The organism is Methylobacterium sp. GC_Met_3 (assembly GCF_026540775.1).
In the GTDB taxonomy this organism is placed as follows: Bacteria; Pseudomonadota; Alphaproteobacteria; order Rhizobiales; family Beijerinckiaceae; genus Methylobacterium.
Map to the genome: position 1 here is coordinate 19,457 of NZ_JALNUL010000017.1, position 12,492 is coordinate 31,948.

A 12,492-nucleotide genomic window follows, 5' to 3' on the forward strand; every position below is an offset into this window, starting at 1 on the left:
CGCTTTTACCAACACACTCGATTCCGCGTGAGGGTTCATGTCCGATTCCGCCGTGATGTCGTCACCGGGGGCCGCAGGAAGTCGACCGGCCGGCGCCCCCCGCCTCGATCATGGGATGCACCCCGGCGGCGTGATCGCCTTCCTCCTCGTCCTAGTGGCGGGGCTCGGCTACGCGGTCGTGAGCCTGATCACCGACATGAACGCGGCGGGCGAAGCGCCCCTGGCCTACGGCGCCTTCGCGCTGCTGGGTCTCGCTCTGTTGATCGCCCTCGCCTTCGAGTTCGTGAACGGGTTCCACGACACCGCCAACGCCGTCGCCACGGTGATCTACACCCACTCGCTGCCACCGCTCGTGGCGGTGATCTGGTCGGGCTTCTTCAACTTCCTCGGCGTGATGCTCTCCTCCGGGGCCGTGGCCTACGCCATCGTCACCCTGCTGCCAGTGGAGTTGATCCTCCATGTCGGCTCGGGAGCGGGCTACGCGATGATCTTCGCGCTGCTGCTGGCGGCGATCATCTGGAATCTCGGCACCTGGGCGTTCGGGCTGCCGAATTCCTCGTCCCACGCGCTGATCGGTTCAGTGCTCGGCGTCGGCCTCGCCAACCAGTTGATGAGCGGCGCGGACGGTACCTCCGGCGTCGACTGGGGTCAGGCCTTCAACGTGTTCAAGGCGCTGCTGTTCTCGCCGATCTGCGGCTTCGTGCTGGCGGCGCTGCTGCTGCTCGCCCTGAAATTCACCGTGCGCCGCAAGGACCTCTACGAGGCGCCGAAGGGCGACACGCCGCCCCCCCTGTGGATCCGGAGCCTGCTGATCCTGACCTGCACGCTGGTCTCGTTCTTCCACGGGGGCAATGACGGCCAGAAGGGCATGGGCCTGATCATGTTGATCCTGATCGGCGCCGCCCCCACGGCCTACGCGCTGAACCGCACCATGGCGGACGACACGACGCCGATCTTCGTGCAGGCCTCGACCTCGGCGAGCCAGGTCTTCTCCGCCCGTGCCCCCGGGACCCCGGTGCCGGAGGCGGCCGAAGCGCGCCGGACGGTGACGGAGGCGCTGAAGACCAAGGACCTGAACCGCGCGCCCGTCTTCGCGGCCCTCGCGGCGCTTTCCAACGACATCGCCGCCAACGTGAAGAACTATGGCGCGATCCGCACGGTGCCGGCCGCCCAGACGCAGAACATGCGCAGCGACATGTACCTCGCTGCCGACGCGGTGCGGCTCCTGCCGAAGACGGGCGCCGACCTCTCGGACGCCGAGACCGGCACCCTGAAGCGCTACGCGGGGCTGCTCAACGACGGCACGCGCTACATCCCGGGCTGGGTGAAGATCTGCGTGGCCCTGGCGCTCGGCCTCGGCACCATGGTCGGCTGGAAGCGCATCGTCGTGACGGTGGGCGAGAAGATCGGCAAGACGCACCTGACCTACGCACAGGGTGCCTCCGCCGAGATCGTGGCCGCCGGCACGATCGGGCTCGCCGAACTCTACGGCTTGCCGGTTTCGACCACCCATATCCTGTCGTCGGGCGTCGCCGGGACGATGGCGGCCAACGGCTCGGGGCTCCAGATGTCGACGGTGCGCAACATGGCGCTGGCCTGGGTCATGACCCTGCCGGCCGCCATCACCCTCGCGGCCGGATTGTTCTTCATCCTGCGCCACGTGTTCTGACGCGCGGGCATCATCCCGACCGGTGAGCGCCGGCCTCGGGACGATGCTGTCTGCGTGCCAGTTCGATCCGGGATTCGGGTTTCCAAAGGGCTTCAGCCCTTTGGTGGGTGCTCAGGGCGAAGCCCTGAGATGGTTGCCAGAGCAGAGCCCTTCGCGCGACGCGGAACATCTTCAGAACGCAGCCGGCCGGGTTCGCTGGGCCTGCCCCGCACGCCCCCCCGGGCACGGAGCGGGCAGCGTATCGCCCGGCCGGCTGCGGCGCCCCCCAGCGCCTCAGGAACTCGCCATGGCCCGGACGAAGGCCAGACAGGTCCGGCGCGCGGCGGGATTATCGATCGCCGCGAAGATCGTGACCAGATCCGCGGCCTGCAGGATCGCCTCGTCCTGTCCTTCCGTCTCCGGGGAGAAGACAGTGACCGGAACACGCAGCACGTCCGCGAGGCGCGCGAGGCCGTTCCGGGTCCGGGCCGTTTCCGGCATGGGCATGGGCATGGGCATGGGCGCGTGCGACGGCGCCGGCCCCTGCGGATAGCCGGGCGTCATCGCTCAGGCCGCCTTGTGACCGAGCTGGATCGCTCGGGCGATCTCGGACCGCCGGGCGGCATAGCCCGGAGCGACCATCGGATAATCAGCCGGCAGACCGTATTGGAGCCGGTAGCGCTCCGGCGTCAGCCCGTGCGCGGTGAGGTGGCGCTTCAGGGTCTTGTAGGACCGGCCGTCGATGAAGCTGATCAGGCCGTCATGCTGGATCGACGCCTCGACCTTCTCGGCATTCGCCCCGGTCCACCGCGCGCCGCCCTGCCCGGACCGGTCGCGCAGATCCGAGATCGCCGTGTGCACCTGATCGATCAGGTTCGGCAGCTCCGCGGCCTCGACCGCGTTGCGGGACACGTAAGCCGCCACGATGGCGCCGACCTTCTCGAGCATGAACACGGGATGGGTTTCTTTCAGGTTATCCATTGCGAGCTTCGCCATCTGTTAGACCTTCGCGGGACCGCCGATCGTGTTGAGTTTCATCCATGTTGGCATGGAGATAGATCGACGCCGAAAGCCGCTCGGGTGAGTGAGACTGATCCGACCTCAAGTTCGTTTCCTGAGGATGCAGAAGATATACAATATGTACGGATCGGCGCTTGTCCGGCGGCGCGAGGATTTTTGCCCAGCCGCGCAGAGCAGCAACATCAAGGTTAAAAATATTAATGCGTCTGCTGTTTTCGAGCGTTTATGATCACTCGGGAAACAGTGTTCCCGTCTGACGCGACATCGCGCGCCACCAGCCGCCGCAGATCCAAGCAGAGCGCCTAGACGATACCTCGCTCGCGTGCGGGACAGGTATCACGAAAAGTGTCTCATTATTTATCGATCGCCTCAGACATGGCGATCTCGGCAGTAAATCAACGCCGGAATGATTGCAGAACTTAAGTCGTGGCGACTTGCGCATCGACCCGTTCGACCGCTTCGGAACCGTGAGCGTCTCGAAATGACGGTCCGACGTTTTGCCTGTCCGCGCTGCGCCCCTTGCCTCTCGGCGTGCGGGCTCGCCAACGCGGCACAGTTCGCCCGCTGCTCTCAGGCGCGCGCTGGGACGTCACCCAAGGGAATACAGACGAGCCGCCCCGTTGGGCGTCCCGTGACCGACCGGTCCGGGACGCTGCGTTTTCCGCCCGCTCAGGCCGAGCGATCGCTCCGGCGCAGGCTCGCCGGCAGGGCGAAGAGCGCGAGGACGGCGGCCACGAGGCAGAGCGCCCCGATGCCGTAGAGGGCGGGCGTCGTCGAGCCGGTGAGGTCCTTCACCCAGCCGACCATCACGGGGCTGACGATGCCGCCGAACTGGCCGAGCGTGTTGATCAGCGCGATGCCGCCCGCCGCGCCGACGCCGGTGACGAGCTTGGCCGGCAGGGTCCAGAAGGTCGGGATCGAGGCCACGATGCCGGCCCCCAGCAGCGCCAGGGCGAACATCAGCGGCACGATGTGCTTATCGAACATCCCGGCGCCGAAGAAGCCGAGCGCCGCCGCGATGGCCAGCCCGGCGACGAATTTCGGCCGCTCGCCCGAGGCGTCGGACAGGCGCCCGATCACCACCATGCTGATCGCCCCGCAGATATAGGGGATCGCGGTGAGGAAGCCGACGGAGGCCGCCTGACCACCGCTCGCGGTCTTGATCAGGTCCGGCCCCCAGAAGTTCAGGCCGTAGGAACCGATCTGGAGCAGGAAGTAGATCAGCCCGATCATCAGGAAGCCCGGCTGCTTGATCGCCCCGAGGAGCGAGTGGTCGCCGATGTCGCGGTTGTGGTGGGCGATGCGGCTCGACAGCAGCGCCTTCTCGGGCTCGGACAGCCATTTCGCATCGGCGATCCGGTCGTCGAGGCGCATCAGCACGAGCACGCCGAGGATCAGGCAGGGCAGGCCACCGGCCAGGAACAGCCATTGCCAGCCGGCCAAGCCCCCGACGCCGTTGAGTCCACCGAGGATCAGCCCCGCCACCGGCGCCCCGAAAATCCCTGAGAATGCCGAGGCCACGAACATGAAGCTGGTAATCCGCCCGCGATGCGAGGCCGGGAACCAGATGGTCAGGTAGTAGAGGATGCCCGGTGCGAACCCCGCCTCCATGGCGCCGATCAGGAAGCGCAAAGCGTAGAAGTGCCACTCAGTGTGGATGAAGATCATCAGCGCGGTGGCGATGCCCCAGGAGATCATGATCCGGGCGATCCAGCGCCGCGCCCCGACCCGGTAGAGGAACAGGTTCGAGGGCACCTCGAAGATCACGTAGCCGACCACGAACATGCTCGCGCCGAGCCCGTAGGCGACGTTGCTGAAGCCGAGATCGCTCTGGAGCTGGAACTTGGCGAAGCTGATGTTGATGCGGTCGAAGAACGCGAACATGTAGCAGATCATGATCAGCGGCATGAGCCGCCACGCGACCTTGCGGACGATGCCGTTCTCGGTCGCCGCGCCGGCCTCGGCGGCCGACGACCCGGACAGGGCTGCGGTCATGGTTTCCTCCGTTTTTTTGGGATTTGGGGGAGCGGTGCCGCCTTCGGATGGACAGCTTTTCGCGAAATCAAGCTTGAGTAGGCAGGTTCACGACCCACACCGGTGATGCCGTTTTCGCCGGACCGGGCGCAGGTCCCCTGTCCCGTGCGGGAGAGGGACAGGGTGAGGGATCAGGTATTTCCGGACGAGGCGCCCCCTGCCGGCGCGTCGACGGCGTGCCGCATCCGGAGAGTTCTCGTCCCTCACCCCAACCCTCTCCCGCACGGGAGAGGGGGCCCGTCGCGTCCGTCAGAGATGTCGCTCTCCAATTCATGCCGCCCTGGCCGGCGCCGGATGCAGGTCGCCGGGCCGGCCGGCCTTGGCGACTTGGCCGGGCACGTCGTGGCCGACGAGGCGGGGCAGGTCCCGTGACAGGCCGATCAGCGCCGGGAGGTCGAGGCCGGTCGGCACGCCCATCTCGTGCGCCATGCTGACGAGATCCTCGGTGCAGATGTTGCCGGTGGCGCCGGGCGCGAACGGGCAGCCGCCCAGCCCCCCGAGCGCCGCATCGAACCGCCGGGCGCCCGTGTCGTAGGCCGCCAGCACGTTGGCCAGCCCGAGGCCGCGGGTGTTGTGGAAGTGGAGCGTCAGGCGTCCCGGTCCGACCAGCGGCAGCACCCGGGCGACGAGACGCGCCACCTGCCGGGGGTTGGCCATGCCGGTGGTGTCGGCGAGCGTCACCCCGTCGACGCCGAGCGACAGGTAGCGCTCCACCTGCGCGACGACCTTGTCGACCGGCTGGTCGCCCTCGAACGGGCAGCCGAAGGCCGTCGCCACCGTGGCGTTGGTGCCGACCGGTGCGCCCTGCACCGCATCCATGATCCGCGCGAAGCCGGCGATCGAGTCGGCCGGGCTCATGCCCATGTTGGCGCGGTTGTGAGTCTCGCTCACCGAGGCGACGAGGTTGATCTCATCGACCCTGGCGGCGAGCGCCCGCTCGGCACCCTTCGGGTTCGGCACCAGGGCGACGTAGACAGTCTCCGGCCGGCGCCGAATCCCCGAAAAAACGTCCGCCGCGTCGGCGAGCGCCGGCACGGCCTTGGGCGAGACGAAGGACGAGACTTCGATCCGGCTGAAGCCCGCATCCGCCAGGGCATCGATCAGACGGATCTTCTCATCGGTCGCCACGAAGACGGGCTCGATCTGGAAGCCGTCGCGGGTGGCGACCTCCTGGACGATCATCCTATCGCTGCTCATGCCACCGCTCCCTTCGCGCGCAGGGCCGCGATGCGCTCCGGGTCGAGGCCGAGTTCGGCCAGCACCGCATCCGTGTGGGCACCGAGCGCCGGGCCCTGCCAGCGGACTTCACCGGGGGTCTCGGACAGCTTCGGCACGATCCCGGGCATCTTGACCTGGGTCCCGCCGGGCAGCTCCGCCTGGAGGATCATGTCGCGGGCCTGATAGTGCGGATCGGCCACGATGTCGGCCACCGAGTAGATCCGGCCGGCCGGCACGTCGGCGGCATCGAGGGCGGCCAGCGCCTCCTCGACGCTCTTGGACTTCGACCAGTCCGCGATCAGGCCATCCAGCATCGCGGATTGCTTCGAGCGGCCGTCGTTGTTGCGCAGCGCCGGATCCTCGGCGAGGTCGGGCCGGCCGATCACCGCCATCAGGCGGCGGAAGATCGGGTCGCTGTTGCCGGCGATGACGACGTAGCCGCCATCCCGGGTCGGGTAGGTGTTCGACGGGGTGATGCCCGGCAGCGCGCCGCCGGTGCGGGTGCGGACCTCGCCCAGGAGATCGTATTCGGGGACGAGACTCTCCATCACGTTGAACACGCTCTCGACCAGCGAGACGTCGATGACCTGTCCGGCGCCCTGGCCGGTCTTCACCCGCAGGAGCGCCATCAGCGCGCCGATGACGCCGTGCAGCGAGGCCAGGGTGTCGCCGATGCTGACACCGACCCGGGCCGGGGGCGCCTCCGGACTGCCGGTGGTGAAGCGGATGCCGCCCATCGATTCGCCGATGGCGCCGAAACCGGGCCGGTCGCGGTACGGGCCGGTCTGGCCGTAGCCCGAGATCCGCACCATCACGAGGTTGGGGTTCAGGGCCGAGAGCACGTCCCAGCCGAGCCCGAGCTTTTCCAGGCCGCCGGGGCGGAAGTTCTCCACCACCACGTCGGCGCTCGTGGCGAGCTGCTTGACGATGTCGAGCCCCTCAGGCGACTTCAGATTGACGGCGATCGATTTCTTGTTGCGCGACTGCAGGTACCACCAGAGCGAGGTGCCCTCGTGCATCTTGCGCCATTTGCGCAGCGGGTCGCCCTCGCCGGGGGCCTCGACCTTGATCACGTCGGCGCCGAACTCGGCCATCAGCCGCGTTGCGAACGGCGCGGCGATCAGCTGGCCGAGCTCAAGAACACGGATACCGCTGAGCGGGCCGGACATTCTCTCCTCCATATTTTGTTAACGGATTGAATAGGGCCGTCGCAGGGCGGATGTCCAAACACCATCCATCACCCTGCGTTCTCAGAGGGAGAACGCAGGCCCCCGGCGGCGCGGAGGTGATCGAGCAGCAGCGCGGCGGCCGGGGGCAGGAATCCGGGGCGGACGACGAGGCTCAGCTTGCGCTGCGCCCAGGGGTCGGTGAGCGGCACCGCGACGAGCCGCATCGGCGGTCCGAGCAGGGCGTGGACATGCTCCGGGATGGTCCCGAGCCCCATCCCGACCTGCGCCATCCGGCAGATCGCGTCGAAGCTCGGCACGTGCATGCGCAGGCGCAGCGGCCGGCCCAGGCGCCGGGCCTCGTCCCGCAGGGCCGCGTAGATCGAGCTTTCCACGTGGAGCCCGACATGGTCGTAGTCGAGGGTCTCGGCCAGTGCGATGGCGGTGCGATCGCTCAGGGGATGGCCCTCCGGCACGACCAGGACGAGCCGGTCGGCGCGGTAGGGATAGGCGGTGAGCGTCCGCATATCGCTGCCGCCCGCGCAGATGCCGAGATCGGCGAGCCCCTCCTCGACGCCGGCCACGACGCCGCCGCTCGGGCGCTCCTCCAGATCGACCCGAATCCCGTCCTGCAAGGCCAGGAACGCCTGAAGATCCTCCGGCAGGAATTCCACGATGGCCGAGAGGTTGGCGAGCACCCGCACGAAACCGCGCACGCCGCTCGCATGCTCGGCGAGTTCCAGGGCGATCTGCTCGGCGCTGGCCAGCATGCGCCGGGTGTGGTGCAGCAGCGTTTCCCCTGCCGGGGTCAGGCGCATGCCGCGGGGCTCCCGGACGAGCAGCGTGCAGCCCAGCGCGTGCTCCAGTTCGGCGAGCCTCTTGCTCACGGCCGACGGGGCGATGGCGGCCCGCCGCGCCGCACCGTTGAGCGTGCCCTCCGCACAGATCGCCGCGAACAGGCGCAGCGTCTTCAGGTCGAGGCGGCTCAGGGTCGCCGCGATGGGCGGGCCTGCGGACATCCGGTCTGCCCCGGATCAGTCCGGCGAGCCGACCGGCTGTCCGTAGCTGCCGTAGCCGAGCTTCGCCCCCTGCCGGTTGACGCGGCCGAAGCGCATCACCGCCTGCTCGAGGTAATCGATCGCGCCGATGAGATGCGCGCGGGCCGCCGCGATGGTGTCCTCGCCCTCCTCGACCGGCGTCTCGGCGAGCTTCACGGCGGCGATCAGCACCCGGTCGCGCTCGTCCTCAAGCCGCGGATCGCGCTCGACATGGCCGCGCACCCGGGCATCGTAGGCCTCGATGACCGACCAGGGCAGCGCGTCCTTGCCGGAGGGCGCCCGGAAGGCGAGCGCATGGCGCCGTGCGACCGCGCTGGCGGCCCTGACGTGATCGGCGAGCCCTGCATCCATCTCTGACCTCCGCGGCACCCCTTCGAGCGCTGACCGGCCCAGGGGACGTCTCAAGCGACGCCGCTCCGGCACGCGTACCTGCGCCTGCAGCACAAGGACCGAGAGTTGTTCCGGTTGCAACGCGATCCGGATCCGGCGGCGACGTTCCGGACGTGGGGCCGCACACCGTCGGGTCGATCGACAAATCCTCCCCATGCTTGAGCAGGGGGTGGGGCTTACCTTGATGGATCGAATCGGTATCTGTCGGTCTTGTGATCAACGGGCCGGGACTCACCCGGTGGACGGGGAACGGAATGATGATGACCCTGACGGCCGGCGCCCCGCGCCAGCCCTCCGCGGCGCGCCTCATTGGCTTGCTCTCGATCGCCCTCGTGGCCATCGGCCTGTCCGGCTGCGGGGCGATCAACCGGGTGCCGACCCTGCAGGAGCAGGCGAAGTCCTCCTGGAGCGAGGTGCAGAACCAGTACCAGCGCCGGGCCGACCTGATCCCCAACCTCGTCGAGACCGTGAAGGGCTACGCCCAGCAGGAGAAGGACGTGCTGATCGGCGTCACCGAGGCGCGCGCCAAGGCGTCGAGCGTGAAGGTCGATGCCTCCACGGTCAGCGACCCGCAGAAGTTCAAGGAGTACCAGGACGCGCAGAACCAGCTCTCCGGCGCGCTCGGACGCCTGCTCGTGACGGTGGAGAAATACCCCGATCTGAAATCGAACCAGAACTTCCTGGCCCTCCAATCGCAGCTTGAGGGCACCGAAAACCGCATCGCGGTGGCCCGGCGCGACTACATCACCGCCGTCCAGGCCTACAACACCGAGGTGCGCACGATCCCGGGCCGCTGGATCGCGGCGTTCCTCTATCCCGACGCCAAGCCCATGGAGACCTTCACGGCGACGCCGAACGCTGACCGGCCGCCGAACGTGAAGTTCTAGGAACCGTCCGTGAGCCGAAACATCCCGGTACGGGTGCGGCTCGCCCTGGCGCTCGCCGTCATCGCGGCCTGCCTGGCGTTCTACGCGGTCCGGGCGCTCGCCGCCGAGCTGACCTTCCCGACGCTCACCGGTCGCGTCGTCGACGCGGCGGGCATCCTGACGCCGGACCAGCGCCACGCGCTCGAAGCCAAGCTGAAGGCGCACGAGGACAAGACCTCGGATCAGGTCGTGGTCGCGACCGTGCCGAACCTCCAGGGCACGACCATCGAGGATTACGCCAACCGCCTGTTCCGGGCCTGGAAGCTCGGTCAGGCCAAGACCAACAACGGTGTCCTCCTCCTGGTGGCGCCGCAGGAGCGCAAGGTCCGCATCGAAGTCGGCTACGGGCTCGAAGGCGCGCTGACCGACGCCCAGTCCCGCACCATCACGGCCAGCGCGATCACGCCGCGCTTCAAGACCGGCGACTGGTATAACGGGCTCGATGCGGGCGTGGACGGGATCCTGGCAATCCTGGCGCGGGACGCACAGGAATGGCAGCGCGCCCCGGAGGCGAAGGACGAGGCGGCCGATCCCGTTCAGGTGGCGATCTTCGTGATCCTGCTCCTGATCGTGGTGACGGTCGCGTGGCGCATGGTCCGCCTCGGCAACCGGGCGGGGCGCGGCGGCGGCATCGTGATCCTGCCCGGCCCCGGCTCGGGCGGCTGGGGCGGCGGCTTCTCGGATGGGGGGTCTTCGGGCGGGTTCGACGGCGGCTTCTCCGGTGGGGGCGGCTCGTCCGGTGGCGGAGGGGCGTCCGATGGCTGGTAGCCTCGCTGAGGCGCTGACGCCGGAGGCGCGCGCCCGCCTCGCCCGGGCCGTGGCGCGGGCCGAGGCCGGCACGTCCGGCGAGATCGTCGTGATGGTGAGCGCGCGGGCGGGTGCCTACCGCTCGCTCGTCCTCTTGGCGACGCTGGTGGCGGCTTTGGTTCTGCCCTGGCCGCTGATCGCACTGACGGCCTGGGGCGCAGCCGCCATCGTGTTGGCGCAGGCCGCCCTCGTGGCCGTGATTCTCCTGGCGAGCCAGAGCGAGCGGCTGCGTCTCGCCCTCGTGCCGCGTCGCCTGCGCAGCGCCCGCGCCCGGGAGGCAGCGCAACGGGCCTTCTGGTCCCGGGGCCTGAGCCTGACCCGATCCCGCACCGGCGTGCTGCTCTACCTGTCGCTGGCCGAGCGGCACGCGGAGATCGTCACCGACCTCGGCGTGCTGCGTGAAGTCTCGCCCGCCGCCTGGGACGGCATCCTGGCCGATCTCATCACGGCCCTCGGGCGGGGTGAAATCGAAGCCGGGTTGACGGCGGCGATCGAGGCCATCGGCAGCCGCCTGGCGGAGCATCTGCCCGCCGGGCCCGACGATCCGGACGAGTTGCCGAACCGGGTGATCGTGGTGGAGTGAACGCCACACGTTCGCGCGGCCAGCGGCGGCGGGCTCCAGCACGGCATCGACGCCCTTTTCCAAGCTGCACCCGCTCCGCGGGCGCGGTCGGACCGAAGCTCGGTTCGTCGAGGCCGCCGACGCTGTTTTGTGCGCTGCCGCACGAATCCGGGCCACCGCTGTAACCAAATGGATTTGCGGGCGATTTTCCTTCTGAAACCGGCGCTGGATCATGTCCGAGGCGCTGTCTGGAGCGGGCGCTGAAACCTCGACAGGGGCGAAGCCGACGACGCTGGCGTCGCCCGAGGAGGCCGTAATGAAGATCCTGATCGCCGCGACGCCGCTCACCGGCCACGTCAACCCGCTGCTCGCCGTCGGACGCGTCGCGGCTGCGCGGGGTGACGACGTGCTCGTGCTGTCCGACGCACTGTTTCGCGAAACCATCGAGGCGGCGGGCCTGCGCTTCACAGCCTATGCCGACAACGGCTCGGCCACGTTCCGGGAGACCGAGCTGCCGGCGGGACCCGAACGCTACCGGCGCGAGTTCGAGCGGCGCTTCATCGATCCGATGCCGGATCAGGCGGCCGTGCTGCGCCGGCTGATCGCCGAAGAGGCGCCGGACGTGATCGTGGCCGGCAGCATGTTCCTCGGCGTGCTGCCGCTGCTCCTCGACCCGGCGCCCCGACCGCCGATCGTGACCGTCAATGTCAGCTTCTTGTTCCTGGACCGGCCCGACCACGCTCCGGTCGGGCTCGGGCTGCCTCCCGCCCGGGACCGGGCCGAGCGCATCCGCTACGCCGCCCTGAAGGCCGGCATGGACGCGGCCTTCACCAACCCGGTGCGCGCCTACACGGATGGGCAGCTCGCGAGGCTCGACCTGCCGCCGCTGCCGGCCTCGCTGCCACACGCGATCGTGGTGCTCCCGGACCTGTTCCTCCAGCCGACGGTGCCGGGCTTCGAGTACGATTACGGTGCGCTGCCCCCGGGCCTGCGCTTCATCGGACTCCTTCAGCCGCCCACCCCGCCGGCGCCCCCGCCGGACTGGTGGCCGGAGCTCGAGGCGGCGAACGCAGCGGGCAAGCCCGTGGTGCTGGTGACGCAGGGGACGCTGGCCAACGCGGATCTCGGCGAGCTGGTCGAGCCGACCCTCGCGGCCCTGGCCGACCGGGACGATCTCCTCGTCCTGGCCACCACCGGCGGGCGGCCCGTCACGGCCCTGCGCGGGCCGATCCCCGCCAACACGCGCGTCTCCAGCTTCCTGCCGTTCCGCGATCTGCTGCCGCGGGTGAGCGTGCTCGTGACCAATGGCGGCTACGGCAGCGTCTCGCAGGCGCTCGCCACCGGAGTCCCGATCGTCTCGGCCGGCCTCACCGAGGACAAGGCCGAGGTGAACGCCCGCGTCGGCTGGTCCGGCGCCGGGATCAACCTCGCCACCAACACGCCGAGCCCGGACGTCCTACAGGAGGCGGTGGCCCGGGTGCTCACCGAGCCGGCCTTCCGGCAGCGTGGCGGCGCGCTGAAGGCGGCCTTTGCCAGCCGCGACGCCATGGCGGGCATACTGATGGCGGTGGACGACCTCGCCCGCTCCGGGCCGATGCGCAGCGGCGGAGCGGGCCTCGCGGTGCCGCTGGCCCGGTCGGCCTGAGGCCGGCCGCCGGCGGGC

The 12,492-nt window shown here is 69.4% G+C and carries 12 protein-coding genes; 5 read left to right on the forward strand and 7 right to left on the reverse strand.

Annotation, left to right across the window (positions count from 1 at the left end):
- The first annotated feature begins 37 nt into the window (after positions 1-37).
- Entirely contained in the window at positions 38-1,669 is a 1,632-nt protein-coding gene (locus tag OXS27_RS19075) for an inorganic phosphate transporter (RefSeq protein ID WP_267358263.1), read from the forward strand.
- Positions 1,670-1,942: 273 nt separating this feature from the next.
- Here the strand turns inward: OXS27_RS19075 and OXS27_RS19080 are convergent, their stop codons facing one another.
- From OXS27_RS19080 to OXS27_RS19110, 7 genes are all read right to left on the reverse strand, one after another.
- Positions 1,943-2,167, reverse strand: coding sequence for a hypothetical protein (locus OXS27_RS19080; RefSeq protein WP_267358264.1), 225 nt, complete (start codon positions 2,165-2,167; stop codon positions 1,943-1,945).
- Between the two features lie 48 nt (positions 2,168-2,215).
- The gene (locus OXS27_RS19085) at positions 2,216-2,644 is read right to left on the reverse strand and encodes a MucR family transcriptional regulator (protein ID WP_276592664.1); all 429 of its coding nucleotides are present in this window, start codon (positions 2,642-2,644) and stop codon (positions 2,216-2,218) included.
- Positions 2,645-3,337: 693 nt separating this feature from the next.
- The gene (locus tag OXS27_RS19090; RefSeq protein ID WP_243921698.1) at positions 3,338-4,663 is read right to left on the reverse strand and encodes an MFS transporter; all 1,326 of its coding nucleotides are present in this window, start codon (positions 4,661-4,663) and stop codon (positions 3,338-3,340) included.
- A 309-nt stretch (positions 4,664-4,972) separates the two neighbouring features.
- Positions 4,973-5,899 carry a hydroxymethylglutaryl-CoA lyase gene (locus OXS27_RS19095; protein WP_267358265.1) on the reverse strand — a complete coding sequence of 309 codons (927 nt, stop codon included), beginning with the start codon at positions 5,897-5,899 and terminating at the stop codon, positions 4,973-4,975.
- Positions 5,896-7,089 (reverse strand): CaiB/BaiF CoA-transferase family protein, encoded by a 1,194-nt coding sequence (locus OXS27_RS19100; protein WP_243921694.1) that lies wholly within the window; start codon positions 7,087-7,089, stop codon positions 5,896-5,898. The genes OXS27_RS19095 and OXS27_RS19100 overlap by 4 nt, the downstream gene beginning before the upstream one ends.
- Before the next feature lie 68 nt (positions 7,090-7,157).
- Positions 7,158-8,105, reverse strand: coding sequence for a LysR substrate-binding domain-containing protein (locus OXS27_RS19105; RefSeq protein ID WP_243921692.1), 948 nt, complete (start codon positions 8,103-8,105; stop codon positions 7,158-7,160).
- 15 nt (positions 8,106-8,120) lie between these two features.
- A complete protein-coding gene (locus OXS27_RS19110) occupies positions 8,121-8,495 on the reverse strand; it encodes a hypothetical protein (RefSeq protein ID WP_243921690.1) in 375 nt (124 codons plus the stop codon).
- Positions 8,496-8,788: 293 nt separating this feature from the next.
- Between OXS27_RS19110 and OXS27_RS19115 the strand changes: the two genes are divergently transcribed.
- From OXS27_RS19115 to OXS27_RS19130, 4 genes are all read left to right on the forward strand, one after another.
- The gene (locus OXS27_RS19115; RefSeq protein WP_243921688.1) at positions 8,789-9,421 is read left to right on the forward strand and encodes a LemA family protein; all 633 of its coding nucleotides are present in this window, start codon (positions 8,789-8,791) and stop codon (positions 9,419-9,421) included.
- Positions 9,422-9,454: 33 nt separating this feature from the next.
- Positions 9,455-10,228, forward strand: coding sequence for a TPM domain-containing protein (locus OXS27_RS19120; protein ID WP_267358307.1), 774 nt, complete (start codon positions 9,455-9,457; stop codon positions 10,226-10,228).
- On the forward strand, positions 10,218-10,850 hold the full coding sequence (locus OXS27_RS19125; RefSeq protein ID WP_243921686.1) for a TPM domain-containing protein: 633 nt from the start codon (positions 10,218-10,220) through the stop codon (positions 10,848-10,850). Before OXS27_RS19120 ends, OXS27_RS19125 begins: the two co-directional genes overlap by 11 nt.
- 295 nt (positions 10,851-11,145) lie before the next feature.
- Complete coding sequence (locus OXS27_RS19130; RefSeq protein WP_267358266.1) at positions 11,146-12,474, forward strand: nucleotide disphospho-sugar-binding domain-containing protein; 1,329 nt, start codon at positions 11,146-11,148, stop codon at positions 12,472-12,474.
- The last annotated feature ends 18 nt before the right edge of the window (positions 12,475-12,492 follow it).